A 20983-nucleotide genomic window follows, 5' to 3' on the forward strand; every position below is an offset into this window, starting at 1 on the left:
GCACCATGTTCTCGAAGACCGATCGGCGATCCCGCAGAGGGCGGACGCGCGCACTCGTCGCCGCCGTCGGCGGCACCGCCGCACTGATGGCCCTCTCCGCCTGCACCCCGGCGGCCTCCAGCGCCGACGACAAGATCGGCGGCACCGCCCACCTGACCGTGTTCGCGCAGCAGGGGACCGGCCAGGACCTGGCCACCAACGCCTTCACCAAGGAGGTGGAGAAGAAATTCAACATCAAGTTCAGCTGGCAGACCACCACCCAGGACTCGTCGGTGGCTCCCGAGAAGCGGCAGATCCTGATGGCGAGCGGCGACTACGCCGACGCCTTCCTCCTGATCCCGTGGGTCGACCAGTTCAACCAGGTGGACGTCGAGAAGCTCGCCAAGCAGGGCGTCGCCCTCCCGCTCAACGACCTGATCAAGCAGTACGCGCCCGACATCCAGAAGGTGCTGGACGGCAACGCCGACTACAAGGCGATGGTCACCTCGCCCGACGGCAAGATCTACGGCCTGCCGCAGCTGGCCGAGACGCTGCACATCCAGTACCCGTCGAAGCTCTGGATCAACACGGACTGGCTGAAGAAGCTGAACCTCCAGATGCCGAAGACGACCGCCGACATGACGAAGGTGCTCGAGGCGTTCAAGAACGACGACCCGAACGGCAACGGGCAGAAGGACGAGATCCCGCTCAGCGGCGACTCGCACGACACGCTCATCCCGTTCTTCATGAACGCGTTCATCTACGACCCGCAGAACCCGGACAAGGGCATCCAGTCGACGACGGTGCTCAACAAGGGCAAGGTCGACATCCAGGCGAACAAGGACGGCTGGCGCGAGGGCCTGAAGTACATCAAGTCGCTGTGGGACGCGGGCCTGATCGACAAGGGCGCCTTCACCCAGAACCCGGCGGCGCTCGCCCAGGAGGGCAACAACGCGGGACCGGTGCTGCTCGGCAGCGCCAGCGGCCTGCACCCGTACATCTTCGTCAGCCCCGGCGCGAAGGACGGCCGTGACAAGCAGTACGACGCCGTGCCCCCGCTGACCGGCCCGGACGGCGCCGACTACGCCACCTACGCGTTCGGCAGCACGCCCGGCGCCACCTTCCTGCTCACCAACAAGGCGTCCAAGAACGACCAGGTCGCCGCGATCAAGATGGTGAACTACCTCTTCACCGAGCAGGGCCAGCTCGACGGCAACTTCGGCCCGGAGGGCAAGGGCTGGGCGAAGGCCGGCGCCGACGACAAAGCGCTCGACCCGAGCGAGAAGGCGGCGTTCGTCAACCTGCAGCTCGACCAGGATGCGGCCAACGCCGTGCAGTGGGGCGCGCTGTCGACTTACAACCAGAACGCGGCGTTCCGCGGTTCGCAGGCCGTCCCGACCGACATCTACGACACCTCCGGCTACGAGCGCCGGCTCTTCGAGGCCACCCAGCTGTACAAGGGCCACGAGGACAAGAGCCAGATCTACCCGACCTGGAAGGTATGGCCCGACCCGGCGAAGGCGACCCAGGTGGCGACGCAGCAGACGAACATCGACAACTACGTCACGCAGAACGCGCTCGCCTTCATCACCGGTTCGAAGAACATCGACACCGACTGGGACTCCTACGTGAAGGGCTTCGACGGCCTCGGGCTCAAGGACTACCTGAGCACCCTGCAGGCCGCGTACGACAAGTCCAAGAAGTAGCGGACCCCCAACGAGCGGCCGGGTCCCGGAGACTCCGGGCCCGGCCGCTTCGCGTCCGACCCACCGATCTCCAGCCGCCACGGTACGGTCGGAGATTCGGGCGGTATCCCTCCGGATCTCCGACGGATGTCAGCCCAGCAGGAGATTCGAACGTTCGATCGCTCACCGTCGAGACCGGCGCAGCAGAGGCGTAGCCACCGACCTTCCGTCTCGCTACCCTGACGCCAGGGCCGCCCGGGAGCGGGCGGTGTCGCGGAAAGGGGGGAGTCATGTCTCGTGTCTCGGTCGTCACCGGTGCCGCCTCGGGGATCGGACGGGCGACGAAGGAGCTCTTGGAGAGCCGGGGCGAGCGCGTGATCGGGGTCGACATCCACGACGCCGACGTGATCGTCGACCTGTCGACCGCGGAGGGCCGCGCGGGCCTCGCGGACGGGGTGCGGCGGGTGGACGACGGACCGGTGGACGCGGTGCTCGCGATCGCCGGCCTCGCCGCCGCCGCGCCGCCGACCGTCGCGGTGAACTACTTCGGCACGATCGCCACGCTCGAGGGCCTGCGGCCGCTGCTGGCCGGATCGCCGGCGCCGCGGGCGGTGCTGGTCTCGTCGATGGCCGCCCTGATGCCGACCGACGGCGAGCTGGTCGGGCTGCTCGCGGCGGGCGACGAGCTCGCGGCGCTGGCCCGTGCCGGGGAGCTGGCGCAGGATCCCGCGACGACGGGCGCGCAGATCTACTCGTCGACGAAGCTCGCTCTCGACAAGTGGGTCCGCCGCCAGGCCGCCACCGAGCAGTGGGCCGGCGCGGGCATCCCGCTGAACGCCGTCGCGCCCGGCATCATCGCGACGCCCATGACGGCGGACCTGATCGGGACGCCGGAGGCGCGCCACGCACTGCTCGGGCTGGTGCCCATGCCGCTGAACGGGATCGCCGAGCCGATCGTCGTCGCGCGCCTGCTGGCCTGGCTGACGAGCGAGGAGAACACGCACCTCTGCGGCCAGATCGTCTACGTCGACGGCGGCAGCGACGTCGTCCTGCGCGGCGACAGCGTGTGGTGAGCCCCGCCCCGGGGGCTGCGGAGAAGGTGCCGTACCTCGCCGCGGACGGGCACAGGAACCTGGCCGCGCTGGGCGTCGCCGCGGTCGTGACCCTCGTCGCGTTCTTCGCCTACGGCGCCTTCTCCCGGGTGCGCTTCACCGCCGACAGCGTCGCCGTCACGGCGTTCGTCTTCTGGATCGCGTACTCCGTCGCGTTCCTCGTGATGACGCACGCGCTCCTCGGCCGGGTGGACCGGCGGACGCTCGCCCGCTGGATCACCGCGACGGCGGGTCCGATCCGCACCCTCCCGACCATCAACGCCCAGTGGTCGGTGCTCGCCACCATCGCGGTCGGCGCCGTGCTGGTGCTGCCGGGCCTGCTCGACAGCGTGCTGGCGAACATCCTCAGCTTCGCCGTCGTCGTCAGCTCCTGGCTGGTCACGGTGACCGCCTACGCAGTGCACTACGCCCGGCTGGACGCGGAGCACCGCTCGGTCGAGCTGCCCGGCGACAGGGGAGACGGGCCCGTGTTCGCCGACTTCTACTACCTGTCGGCGCAGATCGCGACGACGTTCTCGTCGTCGGACGTGAACATCCTGACCACCCGTGCCCGCCGGGTCGTGACCGGGCAAACCTACATCGCGTTCGCGTTCAGCACGTTCATCATCGCGCTGCTCATCAGCGTGCTGTTCCTCAGCACGTGATGTCGGACCCCCGCATCCGGCTGGCCCAGCGGGATGCGGAGGAGGCCGGATACTCGCTAGAGTGACGGATCGTGCCGACGGGCACGCATCCGACCATCGACCCGGGGGGACCGCCATGGCCTCTGCACACGATTTCTTCCTGCTCGGCGACCACGAGGCCGCGAAGCACCTCGTCGCCTCCACCCTGCAGGGCGAGGGCTTCACGGTCACCACCACGCCGACCGGGGGACTGCTCGCCAAGCGGGGGAGCGCCGCCGCCACCGTGTGGCTGGGGGGTCTCGCCGGCAAGAACTTCCACATGTCCTTCGTCGTCGACTTCATGGTCGACCAGCAGGGCCGGCTCGTCGCGCGCCTCAACCGCAACATGACCGGCGGCGCCCTGAAGGGCGGAGCCATCGGCGCCGCCAAGACGAACACGGCGTTCGAGCAGACCGCCAACGCGATCGGCTCCGCCCTCCACCAGGCGGGCGTGCTGGCCGAGAGCATCTCGCAGCCGTAGGCCGCATCCACCTCACCCGCCTCACCCGACAGGAGACACCTCACCATGACCGACCAGAACCCGCAGAACTACCCGCCCGCGCCGCAGCAGGGCTACCCGCAGCAGCCGGCGTACGCGCCGTACCCGGCGCAGCCGGCCGGCACCAACGTGCTCGCGATCATCTCGCTCATCGGCGCCTTCGTCTTCCCGCTCGCCGGCGTGATCTGCGGACACATCGCGCTGAGCCAGATCAAGCGCACCGGCGAGAACGGCCGCGGTCTCGCCATCGCCGGCCTCATCATCGGCTACGTGTACATCGCGTTCGTCGTGCTGTTCGTGATCATCGCGATCATCGCGGGCGTGATCGCCGCGTCGAGCGGGTCGAGCTACAGCTACTGAGCCCTAGCCGCGGAGGCGGCCCGGTCAGGCGGCGTGGAAGAAGTGCCGCTCGACCGGGTCGCCTTCGCAGTATGAGCGTACCGCGTCCCACAGCTCCCGGTCGCGGCCGGTGAAACGCTGGGTGCGCTGCCGCGCGAATTCGCCCCACGACGGGACGAGGAAGGTCTCGAGCAGCGTCTCGGCGTCCTCGCCGCTGCGGTACAGCCGCCACCGGTAACCGCCGGTGCGCCGCCGGCTGTCGCCCACGCGGCGGATCGCCTCCCCGAACGCCGCCTGGTCCGCCTGCGGCACCCGGTAGGCGATCTCGATCAGTACCGGCCCGTCAGTGGGTTCCGGCTCGAACACGAGCATCGGCTCCGGCCAGGAGTTCGCGATGCTGCGGTCGATGGTGGAGGTGCCCGGCAGGAGCGGCAGGATCGCGACGCTTGCCGCAACGGCCAGCAGCAGCACGGCCGCGATCATCAAGGCTGCGGTCGTGCCGAGGCCCTGAGCCACCAGGCCAAACGCGAACGAGCCGACGGCCATCGAGCCCATGAAGAACAGGATGTAGACCGAGACGGCCCGCGACCGCACCCACTGCGGCAGGGTCAGCTGCAGCGCGGCGTTGAGCACGGTCAGCGTCCCGATCCACGCGAGGCCCGCGATGGCGAGCACGACGAGGGCGACGACGAACGGGGCGAAGGCGGCCGCGGCCGACCCGGCCGCGAACAGCACGGCGCTGGCGGCGATGATCGCATTGTCGCTGACACGCTTCCGCGCGAGCGGCAGGAGGAACACGCCCGCCACCGCGCCGACGCCCAGCGCGCCGAGCAGCAGGCCGTAGCCGCTCGAGTCCAGCCCGAGCCGCGTCGCGGTCAGCGGCAGCAGAGCCCACAGCGCGCTCGCCGGGAACGCGAACAGCACGGACCGCAGCAGGATGCGGCGCACGAGGTGGGCGGAGAGCGTGTAGCGGACCCCCGCGCGCAGGGCAGGAAGGAACCGTTCGCGGTCGTCGAGTCCCTGCTGTTGCGGCCGGCGCCACCAGATCAGCGCGACCACCGCGACGACGAAGCTCAGCGCGTTGATGCCGAACACGACCGCCGTGCCGAACAGCGAGAGCACGACGCCGGCCAGGGCGGGGCCGATCGCGCGGGCGCCGTTGACGGTCACGCCGCCGAGCGCGGCGGCGGCGACCACCTCCTCCCGGGGCACGAGCTCCGGCTGGATGGCCTGCCAGGCCGGCGAGGTGAGCGTGGAGGCGACCCCCAGCAGCAGCGTCACCAGGAGCAGCAGCGGAGCGGTCAGCGCCCCCGCCGCCGTCACGATCGTCAGGGCGACCGCGAGCACGGCGCTCGCCACCGACCCCCAGATCAGCAGCTTGCGGCGGTCGAACGAGTCGGCGAGCACGCCGGCCGGCAGCGAGAACAGCACCGCGGGCACCAGGCTCGCGGTCTGCACCAGGGCGATGACGATGCTGTCGGCGTGCGCCTCCACCAGGAACCACTGCGCGCCGACCGTCTGCATCCAGGTGCCGATGTTGCTGCCCAGCTGGGCGAACCACAGCGTGCGGAACACCGTGCGGGCGAGCGGCGCCCAGGGGGAGACGGCGGGCGCTGCCGCGGCGGCAGGCGCGGCCGTCGGCTGCCCGGTCACGAGCGGTCCGTCGCGGAGGCCGGGCCGGCGGCCAGCAGGTCGCGCAGCCGCCCGTAGCGGGTCTCCTGGTAGGCGCCGTGCACGACGATGAGCACGATCGCCGCCGCGACGCCGACCGCGATGCTGAGCGGGAGGCTGCGCGACGGCAGGTAGACCAGGAGCGAGACCCCGACCCCGGCGACCATCGAGTTGACGATCGCGATGGCGGAGGAGATCGTGAAGAAGACGCCGCGCCGGTACCCGCGCTGGCCGATCTCCAGCAGCTCGTTGGGCGCCCGTCCCGCAGGCATCGGGAAGTACGCGCCGGCGCCGGGGAGGAGACCCGCGTAGTAGCGGCGGATGCGCTGAATCGACGCGAGGGCGGCCACGTCCTCCAGCGAGGTCTGCACCAGCCGCTCGTAGGTGAAGACGCCGAGGATGACGACGACCGGGATGATCACGCCGAGGAAGCCGAAGGCGAACGGCGTCGCGGCGAGGAAGCCGAAGGCGACGAGAGCGCTCGACAGCGTCATCAGGTACAGGGATGCCCGGCTGCTGGACTCGCTGACGGTGATGCCGCGCGCCGACTCCAGCACGAAGTGCTCCGTCAGCAGCGCGTTGTAGAAGGCGAGCGGGCGGTCGCCCAGGGAGGCGGCCGAGTCGGCCGCGTCCGGAAGCTCGGCGGCCGCGTCGCTCACCGGGTCACCTCGAGCTCGCCCGGCCACCGCCCCAGCTCGGACGCCGCGCTGTGGGTCGCGTGCAGGAACGCCTGCACCAGCGCCTCCGGGTCGGCGGAGCGGCGCACCACCTCGTACGGCAGCAGGAACTCGCCCAGCTCCGCGCTGAAGTACGCACCCTCCGGGACCGGGGCGTCCGCGTAGCCCTCCGGCGCCGGGTACGCGTACGAGTAGTACGCGCCCTCGGCACCGCCGCCCGGCCAGAATCCCGCGCTGCTCAGCTCGTGCGAGTACCCCTCGTGCATCACGCTGTCAGGGCAGTTCGGAGCGCCACCGGGATGCTGCGGCGCGGTGCGGCCGGAGAACCGGGTGACCGCCAGGTCCATCGCGCCCCAGAAGTAGTGCACCGGGCTGACCTTGCCGACGAACCCGGAACGGAAGCGCTGCAGCTGCTGCTCGGCGTCGATCAGCTGGCGCCAGAACGCCTGCGCCTGCTCCGGCACATAGGTGCAGTGGCCGGTGTCTTCCGCGAACGGGATCGCGACCTCCACCTCGTTCGGAACCGGGTGGATGCGCACCTCGACGCCGAGCTCGCCGAGGGCGCCCAGCGTCGCCTCGTAGAACGACGCCACCGACTGGCCCGCGAAGGGCACCGTGCGCCGGCCGCCGTCGCTCGTGCGGACGACCAGCTCGTGCTCGACGAAGTCGAACTCCAGGTCGAGGATGCCGGCGGGCACCGGGATGGGACCGGTGCCGAGTCCGCGCGCGCTCAGGTACAGCGTCACGTGCCACCAGTGGTTCACCGGCGGCGTCAGGGCCATCCGGATCTTGCCGACGATCTGCGTCCACAGGTGGAGCGTCTCGCGGGTGGCCTGCCAGGAGTCGACGGGGAGTTCGGGGCGCATGGGGTCCTTCCGAATCGGGCGGGCGCCTTCAGCCTAAACGCCGCGCGCACCATTTGCGCCGGGTCGGACCCCCGGGGAAAACTGGGGGCATGGCCCTCGACCGCGTCCTCGCCGCCGATGTCGCCGATGTCCGCGGCTTCCTGCAGCAGGCGGACCTCACGCTGGCCGGGCTGGACGAGCCGACCGTGGCGCTGTGGGTGGAGCGGGACGACACCGGAACGATCGTCGGGAGCACGGGCTTCGAGCTGAGCAGGGACGGCGCGCACGCGCTCGTGCGCAGCGTCGCGGTCGCCCCGGGCCGCCGGGCCTCCGGTGCCGGCTCCCGTTTGGCGCTGTTCGCGATCGAGCAGGCGCGTGCGGCCGGCGCCGGGCGGGCGTGGCTGTTCTCGCGACGGTCGGGCGGCTTCTGGCAGAAGCTGGGCTTCGCGAGTGCCGACCGCGAGGAACTCGCCGCTGCCCTCCCCGACGCCTACCAGGTGCGGCTCTTCACCGAGAGCGGCCAGCTCGACCGCGAGGTCGCGTGGTCGCTCGCGCTCTGAGCCGCCCCCGCCGGCCCTACAGCAGGGTGCTGCCCAGCACCCGGTGTGCGACGGAGATGGACTCGCCGCTCACCACCGAGCGCGGCGACGCCAGGAACGCGATGAGGTCGGCGATCTGCTCGGGCGACGACTCGCCGCCGCGCCCCGGCGCGACCGTCGTGTCGGGCGTGGTCGTCACGAGCCCCGGGTTGACGACGTTGACCGCGACCCCGGTGCCGGCCAGCTCGTCGGCCAGGTTCTTGGCGATGAGGATGGTGGAGGCGTTGCGCACCGACGCGGTGATGCTGCCGGTGAAGTAGGCGTTCTGGCCGCTGATGACGACGATCCGGCCGAAGCCGGCCTCCCGCATCGACGGGGTCGCGGCGTTGGCGACGCGGAGGAACGCCAGCGCCTTCCCGTCCACGGCCTTCAGGATCTGCTCGGGGTCCGAGCTGCGCGCCGGGTCGAGGGTCTGCGCGGGTGGGGCGGCGGTGACCACCAGCGCGTCGATGCGGCCGTGGCGTTCCAGCACGGTGGCGATGGCGCGGCGCACGCTGTCCTCGTCGGAGGCGTCGAGTGCCACGCGGCCGTCGTCCTCGCCCGCGCTGCGGGAGGCGACGACCACGGTCGCCCCCTCGGCGCGGAGCCGGTCGGCGGCCGCCGAGCCGATGAAGCCGGTGCCGCCCACGACCAGGGCGACGCGATTCGTGAAGTCGAGATCCATGTCGGGGACAACCGGGGAGCGCCGCGGGCGATTCCCTCCGGACGGCGGCGCCCGGAGGGTGCCGGGCGCCGCCGGGGCTCATCCGGCCGTCAGGCGTTCGCGCCAGCCGGGTGGAGGACGACCTTCGTCCAGCCGTCGTCGCGGTTGTCGAAGTGCTCGTACGCGTCGGGTGCCTCATCGAGGCTCAGCTCGTGGCTGACGATCCAGGACGGGGTCGCCTTGCCGGCGGCGATCAGGTCGCGCAGTCGCCGGTTGTACTTCTTCACCGGCGCCTGCCCGCTGCCCATGGTCTGCCCACGGAACCAGAACTGCCCGTAGTCGAACACGACCTCGCCCTGCTTCGCCAGCTCGTCGGATGCACCGGGATCCTGCGGGACGTAGACGCCGACCACCCCGATCGTGCCGGTGAATCGAACCGACTGCACCAGCCGGTTCAGCGTCATGTTCGGGTGCTCGTGGCCCTCGACGTCGTGCGCCTGGTAGCCGACGCACTCGCACCCGTTGTCGGCTCCGAGCCCCATGGTCAGCTCGTTGACGGCCTCCACCGGGTCCACCTTGGAGTCGTCGATCGCGATGGCCCCGATCTCCTCCGCCAGCTTCAGGCGGTCGGGATGGCGATCCACCACCATCACACGGCTCGCGCCCTTGAGCGTGGCCGAGTAGGCGGCCATCAGGCCGACCGGGCCGGCGCCGTAGATCACGGTCTGATCGCCCGGCTTCACCTGGGCCATCTCGGTGGCGTGGTACCCGGTCGGGAAGATGTCGGCCAGCATCACGTAGTCCGACTGCTTCTCCGCGGCGTCCTCGCCCAGCCGCAGGCAGTTGAAGTCGCCCCACGGCACCCGCAGCAGGTCGGCCTGCCCGCCGGCCCACGGACCCATGTCCGCGAACCCGTACGCGGCCCCGGCCCACTCCTTCTTGGGCTGCGCGGTCAGACAGTAGTTGGTGAGGCCCCGCTCGCAGTTCTTGCAGTGCCCGCACGCGACATTGAACGGCAGGACGACGTACTCGCCCACCTGGACCTTGTCGACACCCGAGCCGACCTCGACCACCCGGCCCAGGTTCTCGTGGCCGAACCATCGCCCGGTCTCGAAGTCCGTCCGGCCCTCGTACATGTGCAGGTCGGACCCGCAGATGTTGGTCGAGGTGATCTGCACGAGGACGTCCGTCGGCCGCTCGATCCGGGCGTCCGGGACATCCTGGACGCTGACCTGACGCGGACCGTCGTATACGACTGCTTTCATTGCTTCTTCCCTCCATCGATGGATACGAGGGGCGGCGCTCGCTCATCCCGATCCGGGCGTCGCTCCGCTACCGCACGCACCGTAGGCGCGAATCCCGCCGGCGGACCCGCTTGACAGATGGAGGCGGGCAGAGTGACCCGTGTCTCAGCGCAGCATGGCCGTCATCGGCGTCGCCTGGGCGACCTCGGCGGTCAGTGGAGGCAGGCCCCACGCGTCCTCGATGGTGCGCAGCAGCGAAAAGTAGTGGGTGAACGGCTGCGACGCGACGGCGTGCGGGCGTGCCGCGGGGCCGGCGAAGATGCAGGCCACGGTGTTGTCCGCCGAGTCGCCCTCGTCGAAGGTGATCACCAGCAGCGAGCGCTGCCCGGTGAAGGCGGGCGACTCCAGGATGCGCGGGATGTTGTCCCGCAGCCACGCATCCCCGTGGGCGATGGAGCAGTCGTGCATGTCGTCGCACAGGCTCGGGCCGATGAAGGCGAAGTCGGGCAGCGACGTGGTCGTGGCGAGGTCGCCCGCCAGGCGGTCGTAGGGGACGTCGTGGCTGCGGCAGTAGGCCGGGTCGGAGGTGACGCTCGGGAAGTAAAGGAACGGGTTGTGCTTCACCGCGTACAGCGGGGTGTTGGCCGTGGCGCAGGGCGTCGGCATGCTCTCGGCGTACATCCGCCAGGTCCGGCCGGCCGGGTCGAGCGCCTGTGCGATGTTCGGGCCGGTGTCCAGGCACGATCCGCCCGGCGGGTTGCAGTCGGTGGTGATGCCCGCGGTCGTGCCGCTGGTCAGCGCCAGGTAGTTGGGCAGGCTGGGATGCGCGACGGCCGAGTACCGACTCGCCTGCGCCGACGACTGCGCGAGTCCGTTCAGGTACGGCGCTGCCGGGTTGCCGACGATCGACTGCGCCGGCTTGTTCTCCTCGACGACGACCACGATGTGCTGGATCGCCCCCGGCGTCGGCGACGGACTGGTCCCGGCGTCGCCGGTCGGGCTCCCGGGGCGAGCCGGCAGTGCGTCCCCGCTGCACGCGCACAGCGCGAGCGCCAGTACGACCATGCCTACGGCACCGGGAACACGCTTCGCCATTTCTGGAGATTACGCGCCCCTCCGCTCGAACGTCAGGGTGGTGAAACGGTAGATTTGTCGTGGCTTTCAGAGGAATCCATCCGTGGATTATCTGTGCTCCTTTCGGGTTCCGGGTGCTAGGGTGATGGCGGAGGTGGTCCCGATGAACATGGCGACGACGACTCGCAATGCCCACGCGGCATCCGCGAAGATCGGCATCCGCGAGATCACGAGGCGCCTGAACTCCGCGTTGGGGGCGACGTTGGTCGCGTCCCTCGCCGGGAGCAAGGACCCGAAGATCAGCTACAAGTGGGCTCGCGCCGACGGTCCCGAGCCGAACTACGATGCCGTACGCAGGCTTCAGTTCGCCCATACCCAGTGGTTGGCGATCACGGCATCGGAGGGCGAGCACGTGGCGCGGATGTGGTTCATCGGCTCGAACCCACTCCTGGACTACGACACCCCGGTCGATGCGATTCGCGAGAACCGATTCAAGGAGGCGGCTGCGGCCGCCGCGGCGATGGTCGAGGACGGCTTCGTCGGGTGACGGATCGGGTGGATGCAGCGACCGGACTGCACCTCGTTTCGAGTCCGGTGATGCCCGTCTACCGCGTGGCGAAGTCGTCCTACGGCCCCATGAATCCGCCCGTGCGGGAGGGGACTAAGAGGCGCGCGTGGAGTCGCTGGGACACGCCGGGCCGCACCGTCTACGCGTCCGACAGCCCCGAGACCGCCTTCATCGAAGCGTTGGCCTGGGCTCACGACGAAGCCGCGAGCCGAAACCGAGCCATTCGGAAGACGGCAGACCTCTTCGGGATTTCGGCAAAAGCTGCACGCGAGATGGTCGAAGCGGATTGGCTCAAGGCGGGGAACATGCAGCCAGGCTGGCTCCCCTCCATCTGGCGCGACGGTCGGCGTGTATACAAGTTGACGTTCCCGGAAGGCTGGTGGGTCGATGTAATGAGCAGCGGCACGCTGTCTGCGATCTCCGCCGGGCTCGAGGATGTGCTCCTCAAGCGGGGAATCAGCGGGACGTTGACGCTGTCGGAGGTCACTTCGAACGACCGCAAGCTGACGACGCGAATCGCGACATGGCTCCGCGAAGAGGTCACGCTGGAAGACGGAACGCAGCCGCTAGGCATCCGATTCACCTCGAAGTACGGGCGTTCCGCTGAGACAGACGGGACCTCATGGGCCTACTGGATGCGGACGATCGACGCTGGGCTATCCGTCGAGCCGGTGGGTGTCGATAGCGGAGAGCCGATCGAGCTGACCGACGCAGCCTTCACGCGCGCGCTGCGTTTCCATCGCATCGATTCGCGCTAAGAGCCCGGACGGTCGAGGCGTCGGCCGAGGACGACGTGCAGCACGGCCCCGCATGCGAGTGCCGCGAGAGTGAGCACCCACCCGAGCAGGAACAGCAGGCCGAGGCGGTCGGTCCGCTGCTCGAAGGCGGCGAGGGACTGGCCGGCCGCGATCACGACCTGGCCCTCGCGGGCGGTCGTCAGGGCCAGCCGCACCCCGGGCTCCGGCTCCCACGTGAGGTGGTCCGACCCGTTGGCGACCGTGCTCTGCAGCACGCCCTCCGGGATGCGTGCCCGCTTCCCGTCGAGGTAGCCGTCGCCCGCGATCGGCCGTCCGTCGGCGTTGTAGACGACGTAGAACGGCATCCTGCTCTCGGCGACGTTCACACGGGGGTTCTGCGCCGCCCCGGGGGTGTCGCTGCCCGACACCGAGACCAGCTGCGAGATCAGCGCCTGCGGGGCGTCGTCGGCCGACGACCTGTCGCCCTGCTGGACAGCCCCGTACACCGCGCCGATCGCCACCGTCGCCACGAGCGCTCCGACGATCCAGGGGACCAGCCGATCCACCGTTCGCATCACCATGGCCACAGCATAGGAACCTCAGGTGAACGCGCGCGTCGTCCTCGCGACGGATTCCGGGTCAGTGATCGAACCGCTCCCAGCGTCCGTCGCCGACCACCTCGATGTCTCCGTCGACCACGGCGATGGCGGTCTGGTCGTCGATCGCGTACGACCGGCCGGGGATGCGCGTCGCCCAGCGCCGGGCGGCCTCGAGAGTGTTGCCGCTCCATCCGGGGTAGTCGAGGTGGGGGAAGATCGAGAAGTCGACGAGGCCGAGTGTGTCGTCCGGGCCGTCCGGCTGCCAGTCGAGGAACTCGCCGCCGACGCGCGGGGTCAGCACCATGCTGCCCGCGCTCACTCCGACCCACACTGTGTCGGTGAGCTCGGGCAGCAGGTCGGCGAGCTTCGAGCGCTGCAGCCAGGTCGCGAGGTACCGGGCCTCCCCGCCGTCGACGAGCAGCACGTCCGCCTCGCGCACCCACGGCACCCAGCGCTCGTCGTCGATGCTGGGCAGCGCGGTCAGCTCGAGCACGCCGACGGATCGCCAGCCGAGGCCGACGAGGCTGCCGTCACCGCGTCCTGCCGTCGACCTCCAGACGCTCTGCGGACCGCAGACGGGCTGTCCCCATTGAGCGGTGGGGATGAACAGGGCGTCGCTCTCGGCGATCGGCTTGCCGAGCATCCCGATCAGCGCGTCGCGGATGCCCTGGTTCGTGACACCGCCCGAGGTGAGCAGCAGCTTCATCGACGACCTCCCCGACCGACATGCCGAATCGCCGACCACCCTAGACCCGCGCCGCGGCCCCGCTCACGCGCAGGAACACGGTGAGCCAGGCGAACACGATCACGCCGGCGATCAACTCGGTCGCGGTGAGCACGTAGTAGCCGGTGACGAAGAAGACGGCCGCGACCACGATCACTGCGAACGACACGTAGCCGAACACCAGGAACGAACGCGGCGCCTCCGGCAGCGCGCGGCGCACCCAGAACACGAGCAGGGTGAACGCGATCAGCATCCCGACCGCCGAGACGTTGTGCAGGATGCGGGAGACATCCAGCGGGAACAGCCCGACCCCGGCCAGGAGCAGCCCGATCAGGATGAGGCAGACCCGCACGCGCAGCCGCGCCGGCCGGTCCGCCGGCTCGACGTGCGTCAGGTCCGTCGCGTACCGGGCGATGGCGGCCATCATGAGCCCGGCAACGATGAGGGTCAGATTGAAGGTGAGCGACGAGACGCTGTCCGACATCCCGAGGGCGCTCAGGTGCAGTTTCCACCAGTACGGGTCCGGGGCGCTCAGCATGGCGGCGACGATACCGACGACGGCGAACACCGCGAGCAGGCTCGACAGCCGCATGAGGTCGATGCGGGCGGCGGAGAGGAACACGGCGTAGGCGGTGAAGCCGACGGCGGCGCCGACCAGCACGCTCGCCGAGAGCGCGTAGACGGTCGCATCCGTGAAGCCGTTCGCGAGGATCGCGCCGAGCACCAGCCAGCCCAGCGTCGCGGTGATGCCGTGCGCGATCGCGATCACAGCGGTGTCGAAGACGGCCGTCCCGGTCGCCGAGCGGGGGCGGGGGACTCGCCCGCAGGACGGTCCGGCCGGCCGCCGAACGCGGTCAGCGACGTGCGGTGCCAGAGCCGGCCGACGACGTAGGCGGCGACGCCGATCACCCCGGCCGCGAGGGCCGCGAACTGGGAGCACGAGCCGGGACCGGCGATCGGCAGGGACCGCCCCCAGAAGAACGGGGCCGACACGATCACGCCGACGACGAGTGCTGCGGCGCCGACCACGATCGAGGCGCCTTCGAGGTCGAGGGCGGCGGCACGCGCCGACATCCGCTCCGTTCCGCCGTGCCGGACGCCGGTCATCCGCGCCTCCTCGCTCGGGGGCATGATGCCTCCGCGCCGCCCGGTGCGGCAAGGGGACGACTGCCCCCGATGATCCGTCTTCCCGCGCCCCGGAGCACGGCGTTACCATGCGCGCGAGACCGGGGTCATCCGGGGGGACGCGGGGGTGGAGATGGACGCGGACGCGCACGGGGAGCAGGCCTTCCCGGAGATCGACGACCACGGCATGATCGGCGACCTGCAGACCGTCGCGCTCGTCTCCGACGCGGGGAGCATCGACTGGTTCTGCGCCCCGCGGTTCGACTCGCCCTCGGTGTTCGCCTCGCTGCTCGACCGGGAGAAGGGCGGGTACTTCCGCATCCACGCCCGCGGGGAGCGGATGCGCGTGAAGCAGATGTACTTCCCGCAGACCGCGGTGCTCATCACCCGGTTCATGTCGGAGGGCGGCGTCGGCGAGGTGATCGACTTCATGCCCGTCGCCGACGAGCCGACTGTCGCGACCCCCAGCCGTACCATCGTGCGGGCCGTGCGCGTGGTGCGCGGCGAGCTGACCTTCCACGTGGAATGCCGTCCGCGTTTCGACTACGGCCGCCGGTCCTACACCGCGCGCGCCTCCCGTCACGGCGTGCTGTTCGAGGCCGACGGGATGAGCGCTGCGCTGCACGGCGTCGGCGAGGACGCGCTCGACGGGGACGACGTCGACACCACGATCACGCTGTCCGCGGGGGAGCGCCGGCTCTTGGCCTTCGAGACGGAACCGACCGGCGAACCCCGGGAGCTCGGCCGCGCCCGCGGCAACCGGCTGTTCCGCGACACCGTCGCCTTCTGGCGCGACTGGCTGTCCCGGAGCACCTACACCGGCCGCTGGCGCGAGGCGGTGGAGCGCTCCGCCATGGTCCTCAAACTGCTGCAGTACGCCCCGACCGGAGCCCTCGTCGCCGCACCGACCGCTGCGCTGCCCGAGCAGCTCGGCGGCGTGCGCAACTGGGACTACCGCTACACCTGGATCCGCGACGCGTCGTTCTCGGTCTCGTCGCTGCTGTCCCTCGGCTACACCGAGGAGGCCGTCTCGTTCATGCTCTGGGTGGGCGATCGCGTCGTCGAGCAGGTGGGCGAGGACTCCGGGCCGCTGAAGATCATGTACCGGATCGACGGCTCCTCCGACCTGGAGGAGCTCACCCTCGATCACTTCGAGGGCTACGCCGGGTCGACCCCGGTGCACGTCGGGAACGGCGCCGCCGACCAGCTGCAGCTCGACATCTACGGGGAGGCGCTGGAGGCGCTCGCCGTGGGCGAGCGGTTCCGGCCTCTGGGCGACCCCGGCTGGACCAAGCTGCGCGGCATCCTCGACTGGCTCGCCGAGAACTGGGACCAGCCCGACGAGGGCGTCTGGGAGACCCGCGGCGGCCGGAAGGACTTCACCTACGGCCGGATCATGTGCTGGGTCGCGTTCGACCGCGCCATCCGCATCGCCCGCGACCGGGGCCTCCCCGCGCCGCTCGAGCGCTGGATGGCCGCGCGCGACGCGATCTACGAGCAGGTCTTCACCCGCTGCTGGAACCCGGAGCGGAAGGCGTTCACGCAGTATCCCGGCACCGATGTTGTGGATGCGATCACCCTGCTGATGCCGAGGGTGGGCATGATCTCGCCGCAGGACCCGAAGTGGCTGTCGACGCTCGACGCGATCGGCGACGAGCTGGTCAGCGACAGCCTGGTGTACCGCTACAACCCGGCCGCCTCGCCCGATGGGCTGCCCGGGGAGGAGGGCACCTTCTCGCTCTGCTCCTTCTTCTACGTGATGGCGCTGACCGACGCCGGGCGCCTGGACGAGGCCGAGTACGCCTTCGAGAAGATGCTCACCTACGGCAACCACGTCGGCCTGTACGCGGAGGAGATCGACCCCTCCGGCCTGCAACTGGGGAACTTCCCGCAGGCCTTCACCCATCTGGCGCTGATCCGCGCCGCGAACGACCTCGACGCGGCGCTCGCGGCACGCTCGCGGCGTTGAACCGGGCGGACGGGGGATCGCCGTGAGGGGTTCGTGGACGCTCGTCCCGCTGGCGCTGGCGCAGTTCATCTGCTCCTTCGCCGGCTCGAACATGAACGTGATGCTCAACGACATGAGCCGCGACCTCGGCACGACCGTCGCGGGCATCCAGCTGTCGATCACGCTGTTCCTGCTCACGATGGCAGCGCTGATGGTGCCGTTCGGGAAGCTGACCGACGTGCTCGGCCGCAAGGTGTGCTTCCTGCTTGGCCTCGGCGTCTACGGGGTCGGCGCGGTGCTCAGCGCGCTGTCGCCGGGGCTCGGGCTGCTCATCCTGGGCAACTCGATCCTGGAGGGCGCGGGAACCGCCCTGCTCATCCCGCCGGTCTACATCCTGGTGACGCTCTATTGGAAGGACGTGCAGGGTCGGGCGCGGGCATTCGGCCTGGTCAGCGCGGCCGGCGGCGTCGGGGCCGCCACGGGTCCGCTCATCGGCGGCTGGATCTGCAGCGCCATCAGCTGGCGCGCCGCCTTCCTCTTCCAGGCACTGATCATCGTCGTCATCATCGTGTTCGCGCTCGCGCTCAAGGACCCGCTGGCCGCGGACCTCTCACGGCCCTACGACGTGCTCGGCGCGGTGCTCTCCGGCGGCGGCCTGGTGGTGTTCGTGGCCGGCATCCTCGCCATCGACCGCGTGCCGCTGCTCGCGGTCGTCCTGCTGATCGCCGGCGCCGGGATCGTCGCACTCTTCTTCGTCTGGATCCGCCGACTCGAACGCCGCGGTCGTGAGCCGCTGCTGTCCACCGCGCTGTTCCGCAACCGGGTCTCGAACCTGGGCCTGGCCACCCAGAACTTCCAGTGGCTGCTGCTGATGGGCATCTCGTTCCTCGTCTCCAGCCACCTGCAGGTGGTCCGCCAGTACAGCGCGATCGAGACCGGCGTCATCTTCACCGCGGCGACCGTCGGCATCCTCGCGTCGTCGCTCGCAGCGGGACGCCTGGTGCGGCTGGTCGCCCAGCGCACGCTCATCCTCGTGGGCTTCGTGGTGACGGGCATCGGCACGCTGCTGCTCCTGTTGGTGGGCGCGATCCCGGGCGCCTGGCCGTTCGCGCCCGGGCTGCTCGTCATCGGGCTCGGCGTCGGCGTGATGCTGACGCCGAGTGTCAACGTCGTCCAGTCCGCCTTCCCGGAGGCGCAGCAGGGGGAGATCTCCGGACTCTCCCGCAGCGTCTCCAACCTCGGCTCGAGTTTCGGTACCGCGATCGTGGCGACGGTGCTCGGTTTCGGTGCGGGGGAGCGCGCCGGCGGCTACGTGCTCGCGATGCTGGTGCTCGTCGTGGTCGCACTCGGCGGCGCTGTGGTCTCCGGGTTCCTGCCGCACAAGCGCCCGGACGCGGTGCCCGCGGCGACGTGAGGAGGTCGCCCGCGCTATCCTGGTCGCCGCGGCGACGAGACGGGTGCTGGAGCGATGACGCCATGAGGGCAGCGGTGCTGGGCAGCATCAACATCGACCTCGTCGCCACCGCGCCTCGCCTTCCGAAGCCGGGGGAGACGGTCATCGGGCGCGGCTTCCATCGCGAGCCCGGCGGCAAGGGCGCGAACCAGGCGATCGCCGCCGCGCGCCTGGGCGCCGACGTGACCATGTTCGGCGCAGTCGGCGAGGACGCGGACGGTGACCTTGCCCTCGCCGCGCTGCGGGATGCGGGGGTGGACGTCGAGAACGTGCGTCGCGTCGGCGAGCCGACCGGTGTCGCGCTCATCGTGACCGGCGACGACGGCGAGAACCAGATCGTCGTCAGCGCCGGGGCGAACGACGAGGCACGGCCGCCCGCGGTCGGCGGGTTCGACCTGCTGATCGCGCAGCTCGAGGTGCCGGTGGAGGTAGTGGAGGCAGCGTTCCTGTCCACGGACGCCTTCACCGTCCTGAACGCCTCACCGACGCGCGACCTCCCCGAGGCGCTCGTGCGGCGGGCCGACCTGATCGTGGTCAACGAGCACGAGTATGCGCAGCTGTCGCTCGGCACAGCTCGACGCGTGATCGTCACCTCCGGCAGCGCGGGCTCCGCGCTCGTCGAGAACGGCGAGCGGCGAGTGGAGGTCCCCGCCAAGCAGGCGACGGTCGTCAACTCGGTCGGCGCGGGCGACGCCTATTGCGCGGCCGTCGCCCTCTGCCTGGCCGCAGGCGTCGACGCGCCGAGGGCTCTCGCCACGGCGTCCGCGGTAGCCGCCGACGCCGTGGCCGACCCGGCCTCCCAGCCGGTCCTCCGTGCGCTCCGCGACTACGAGGCGATCGCCTGAGCGCTGACGTCGTCCGCCCTCGTGACGGTTCCGTCGCCACGCCTCCGGTCCCTAAGCTGGACGACGTGTCGAGTGGGGTGAGGGATGCGTACGCGCGCCGGTCGGCCGAATACATCGACCTGTTCGGCTCCATGGAGCCCGTGCATCCCGCCGATCTGCAACTCGTGACCACGTGGGCCGACTCCCTCGAGGGCCCGGTGATCGATGCGGGATGCGGTCCGGGGCAGTGGACGGATCACCTCGCCTCGCGCGGGAAGGACGTGAGCGGCGTCGACCTTGTGCCGGAGTTCATCTCCCGAGCACGGCGGAGCTATCCCGGAGTCCGGTTCGATGTCGGCGGCTTCGACCGGCTTGACGCCGAGACCTCCTCGATCGGCGGCGTTCTGTCGTGGTACTCGTTGATCCACCGGGAACCGGACGACATCCGGGCGCCGCTGCGCGAGTTCGCCCGGGTGCTGCGCCCCGGCGCAGGCCTGCTCGTCGGATTCTTCACCTGGCCGACGTTGGAACGGTTCCCGCACGCTGTGGTCGACGGCTACCGCTGGCCTGTGCCGCTCCTCGCTTCAGAGGTGGAGGCCGCCGGGTTCGACGTGGTCGAGACGTACGAACGGACGCAGTCGGGTGCCCGCCCCCAGGGCGCGATCGTGGCTCGGCGGCGGTCCGGTCAGTAGGGAGCGTCTCCGCTCAGGAGTGCTCCTCCACGTACTCCTCCGGGTCCTCGTCGTGCGGGGCCACACCGGCCGCGGCATGGCGGGACTCGAAGGCGAGGAACGCCACCGCCATCCGGTGCCGCTCGTCGCGGTCGAGGTGCCGTCGCACGTCGGTGAGACCCTGACGCTCCTCCTCCGCCATGTGGTCGCTGTTGACCTCGTTGACCTCCGCGATCGCCTTCAGCCAGTCGATCGAGCCCACCTCGTGGTCGTCGACGCCCGCGATCGCGTCGCGGATCTCGTTGTGGTCGTGGATGGCGTCCTCGGTCTCCTCCTGCGGCGACTCCTTCTCGACCAGGTCGCGCTGCAGCTTCACCAGCCGCGGGTAGAAGAGCAGCTCCTCCGCCTTCGCGTGGACCTCCAGCAGGATCCTCAGGCGGCCCCACACCGCCGACAGCGCGTCCCGATCCGACGTGTCGATCTCCTCCAGCATCGCGAACATGCGACGCTGCTCGTGGTGGTCGGAGAGGATGACCTCGGTGATGTCCACGGCGACTCCTTCCTCGGCGGCGCCCGCGGCGGGTGCCCGTCTGCGCTGCACGGTACTCGCAGAGGACCCAGGAGTCTGCTACCGCGGAGCGTCGCCCGGCGGCTCCTCCGGCGGGGGCGCGGCATAGAGCGGCTGACCTCCGGCCGGACCGGCGTACGGGAGGGGGACCTGCGGGCGGCTGTAGTCCTGCGGCGTCGAAAACGTCCCCGGGGTGGGCGCGACGTAGCCGGGCACCTCGCCGTCCGGGCGATCGAACCGGGCACCGCGCGGGTTGGGCGGCAGGATCGTCATGACCAGGATCGCGAAGCCGCCGAGGCTCGGGATGAGGAGCAGCAGCAGGAAGAGCCCGCTCAGGTCGACGTCGTGGAGCCGCCGCGCCGCGAGGGCGAGCCCCGGGATGACCGTGGCGAGCCACCAGCCGACGAGCAGGATCACGCCGACCGCGATCCCCGGCCCCGGAGTGAAGCTCCCCTCGGAGTCGACGCTCGAGCCGACCATCGCACCGGCCAGCGCGACCAGGTACAGGGCGAACAGGATGAGCGCGTCGGCGAGCGCCCACCACCAGTATTCGCTGCGGCTCGCCCTGCCGTCGAACCGTGCGTACTTCTTCCAGTAGCGGATGAAGGCCTCGCCGAACGAGGCGCCATAGCAGGGCGCCCACAGGGGCGCGCGCGGCGCCGCCTGCGTTCCGGGCTCGATCATGGTGACCCCCTCGATCCGGCGCCGGGCGCACCGGACGCCGCCAGGATACTGCG

Annotated in this window: 24 protein-coding genes; 12 read left to right on the plus strand and 12 right to left on the minus strand. The window is 70.6% G+C overall.

Translation table 11 applies throughout. From position 1 onward, the window contains the following. The first annotated feature begins 5 nt into the window (after positions 1-5). The 5 genes from P5G59_RS08865 (at position 6) to P5G59_RS08885 (ending at position 4297) form a co-directional block, all read left to right on the plus strand. Positions 6-1685, plus strand: coding sequence for a type 2 periplasmic-binding domain-containing protein (locus P5G59_RS08865; RefSeq protein ID WP_301218071.1), 1680 nt, complete (start codon positions 6-8; stop codon positions 1683-1685). 269 nt (positions 1686-1954) lie between these two features. Continuing rightward, positions 1955-2737 (plus strand): SDR family oxidoreductase, encoded by a 783-nt coding sequence (locus P5G59_RS08870; protein ID WP_301218074.1) that lies wholly within the window; start codon positions 1955-1957, stop codon positions 2735-2737. Next, the gene (locus P5G59_RS08875; RefSeq protein WP_301218076.1) at positions 2734-3420 is read left to right on the plus strand and encodes a DUF1345 domain-containing protein; all 687 of its coding nucleotides are present in this window, start codon (positions 2734-2736) and stop codon (positions 3418-3420) included. The genes P5G59_RS08870 and P5G59_RS08875 overlap by 4 nt, the downstream gene beginning before the upstream one ends. Positions 3421-3535: 115 nt before the next feature. Beyond that, positions 3536-3919, plus strand: coding sequence for a hypothetical protein (locus P5G59_RS08880; protein WP_301218078.1), 384 nt, complete (start codon positions 3536-3538; stop codon positions 3917-3919). Positions 3920-3964: 45 nt separating this feature from the next. After that, a complete protein-coding gene (locus P5G59_RS08885; protein ID WP_301218080.1) occupies positions 3965-4297 on the plus strand; it encodes a DUF4190 domain-containing protein in 333 nt (110 codons plus the stop codon). Positions 4298-4321: 24 nt separating this feature from the next. On the opposite strand, the gene P5G59_RS08890 is transcribed toward P5G59_RS08885, so the two are convergent. From P5G59_RS08890 to P5G59_RS08900, 3 genes are read right to left on the minus strand one after another with little or no spacing between them, the layout of a single operon-like run. Next, positions 4322-5929, minus strand: coding sequence for an MFS transporter (locus P5G59_RS08890; RefSeq protein ID WP_301218082.1), 1608 nt, complete (start codon positions 5927-5929; stop codon positions 4322-4324). Next, positions 5926-6606: a hypothetical protein gene (locus tag P5G59_RS08895; RefSeq protein WP_301218084.1), complete on the minus strand. Its 681-nt coding sequence runs from the start codon at positions 6604-6606 to the stop codon at positions 5926-5928. The genes P5G59_RS08890 and P5G59_RS08895 overlap by 4 nt, the downstream gene beginning before the upstream one ends. Next, a complete protein-coding gene (locus P5G59_RS08900) occupies positions 6603-7490 on the minus strand; it encodes a DUF5996 family protein (RefSeq protein WP_301218086.1) in 888 nt (295 codons plus the stop codon). The genes P5G59_RS08895 and P5G59_RS08900 overlap by 4 nt, the downstream gene beginning before the upstream one ends. 89 nt (positions 7491-7579) lie before the next feature. On the opposite strand from P5G59_RS08900, the gene P5G59_RS08905 reads away from it, so the two are divergent. After that, the gene (locus P5G59_RS08905; protein WP_301218088.1) at positions 7580-8029 is read left to right on the plus strand and encodes a GNAT family N-acetyltransferase; all 450 of its coding nucleotides are present in this window, start codon (positions 7580-7582) and stop codon (positions 8027-8029) included. 16 nt (positions 8030-8045) lie between these two features. Here the strand turns inward: P5G59_RS08905 and P5G59_RS08910 are convergent, their stop codons facing one another. From P5G59_RS08910 to P5G59_RS08920, 3 genes are all read right to left on the minus strand, one after another. Next, a complete protein-coding gene (locus P5G59_RS08910) occupies positions 8046-8732 on the minus strand; it encodes an SDR family NAD(P)-dependent oxidoreductase (protein WP_301218090.1) in 687 nt (228 codons plus the stop codon). A gap of 89 nt (positions 8733-8821) precedes the next feature. Continuing rightward, positions 8822-9976, minus strand: coding sequence for a glutathione-independent formaldehyde dehydrogenase (locus tag P5G59_RS08915; protein WP_301218093.1), 1155 nt, complete (start codon positions 9974-9976; stop codon positions 8822-8824). 144 nt (positions 9977-10120) lie between these two features. Continuing rightward, positions 10121-11050 (minus strand): alkaline phosphatase family protein, encoded by a 930-nt coding sequence (locus P5G59_RS08920; RefSeq protein WP_301218095.1) that lies wholly within the window; start codon positions 11048-11050, stop codon positions 10121-10123. A gap of 142 nt (positions 11051-11192) precedes the next feature. On the opposite strand from P5G59_RS08920, the gene P5G59_RS08925 reads away from it, so the two are divergent. Then, positions 11193-11576, plus strand: coding sequence for a hypothetical protein (locus tag P5G59_RS08925; RefSeq protein ID WP_301218097.1), 384 nt, complete (start codon positions 11193-11195; stop codon positions 11574-11576). Positions 11577-11626: 50 nt separating this feature from the next. Further along, positions 11627-12355, plus strand: coding sequence for an RES domain-containing protein (locus P5G59_RS08930; RefSeq protein ID WP_301218099.1), 729 nt, complete (start codon positions 11627-11629; stop codon positions 12353-12355). Here P5G59_RS08930 and P5G59_RS08935 read toward each other — a convergent pair. Genes P5G59_RS08935 through P5G59_RS08950 form a run of 4 tightly spaced genes read right to left on the minus strand, consistent with a single transcriptional unit; the run spans position 12352 to position 14788 of the window. Continuing rightward, positions 12352-12915, minus strand: coding sequence for a hypothetical protein (locus P5G59_RS08935; RefSeq protein WP_301218101.1), 564 nt, complete (start codon positions 12913-12915; stop codon positions 12352-12354). The genes P5G59_RS08930 and P5G59_RS08935 overlap by 4 nt on opposite strands. A gap of 58 nt (positions 12916-12973) precedes the next feature. Then, on the minus strand, positions 12974-13639 hold the full coding sequence (locus P5G59_RS08940; protein WP_301218103.1) for a Type 1 glutamine amidotransferase-like domain-containing protein: 666 nt from the start codon (positions 13637-13639) through the stop codon (positions 12974-12976). Positions 13640-13679: 40 nt separating this feature from the next. After that, a complete protein-coding gene (locus P5G59_RS08945; RefSeq protein ID WP_301218105.1) occupies positions 13680-14426 on the minus strand; it encodes a DUF998 domain-containing protein in 747 nt (248 codons plus the stop codon). Beyond that, positions 14423-14788 carry a hypothetical protein gene (locus P5G59_RS08950; protein WP_301218107.1) on the minus strand — a complete coding sequence of 122 codons (366 nt, stop codon included), beginning with the start codon at positions 14786-14788 and terminating at the stop codon, positions 14423-14425. The genes P5G59_RS08945 and P5G59_RS08950 overlap by 4 nt, the downstream gene beginning before the upstream one ends. A 127-nt stretch (positions 14789-14915) precedes the next feature. On the opposite strand from P5G59_RS08950, the gene P5G59_RS08955 reads away from it, so the two are divergent. The 4 genes from P5G59_RS08955 (at position 14916) to P5G59_RS08970 (ending at position 19699) form a co-directional block, all read left to right on the plus strand. After that, complete coding sequence (locus tag P5G59_RS08955) at positions 14916-16751, plus strand: glycoside hydrolase family 15 protein (RefSeq protein WP_301218109.1); 1836 nt, start codon at positions 14916-14918, stop codon at positions 16749-16751. 22 nt (positions 16752-16773) lie between these two features. Beyond that, on the plus strand, positions 16774-18144 hold the full coding sequence (locus tag P5G59_RS08960) for an MFS transporter (RefSeq protein WP_301218111.1): 1371 nt from the start codon (positions 16774-16776) through the stop codon (positions 18142-18144). Between the two features lie 62 nt (positions 18145-18206). Further along, positions 18207-19028, plus strand: a complete 822-nt coding sequence (locus P5G59_RS08965) for a ribokinase (RefSeq protein ID WP_301218113.1) — start codon at positions 18207-18209, stop codon at positions 19026-19028. Positions 19029-19093: 65 nt separating this feature from the next. Then, entirely contained in the window at positions 19094-19699 is a 606-nt protein-coding gene (locus P5G59_RS08970) for a class I SAM-dependent methyltransferase (RefSeq protein ID WP_301218115.1), read from the plus strand. Positions 19700-19712: 13 nt separating this feature from the next. Here P5G59_RS08970 and P5G59_RS08975 read toward each other — a convergent pair whose 3' ends face one another. Together P5G59_RS08975 and P5G59_RS08980 are read right to left on the minus strand one after the other, a co-directional pair. Continuing rightward, the gene (locus P5G59_RS08975; protein ID WP_301218118.1) at positions 19713-20228 is read right to left on the minus strand and encodes a hemerythrin domain-containing protein; all 516 of its coding nucleotides are present in this window, start codon (positions 20226-20228) and stop codon (positions 19713-19715) included. Positions 20229-20306: 78 nt separating this feature from the next. Next, the gene (locus P5G59_RS08980) at positions 20307-20930 is read right to left on the minus strand and encodes a DUF805 domain-containing protein (protein ID WP_301218121.1); all 624 of its coding nucleotides are present in this window, start codon (positions 20928-20930) and stop codon (positions 20307-20309) included. Positions 20931-20983 lie beyond the last annotated feature (53 nt).

Origin of the sequence: Leifsonia virtsii, assembly GCF_030433675.1 — a bacterium.
Lineage (GTDB): Bacteria > Actinomycetota > Actinomycetes > Actinomycetales > Microbacteriaceae > Leifsonia > Leifsonia virtsii.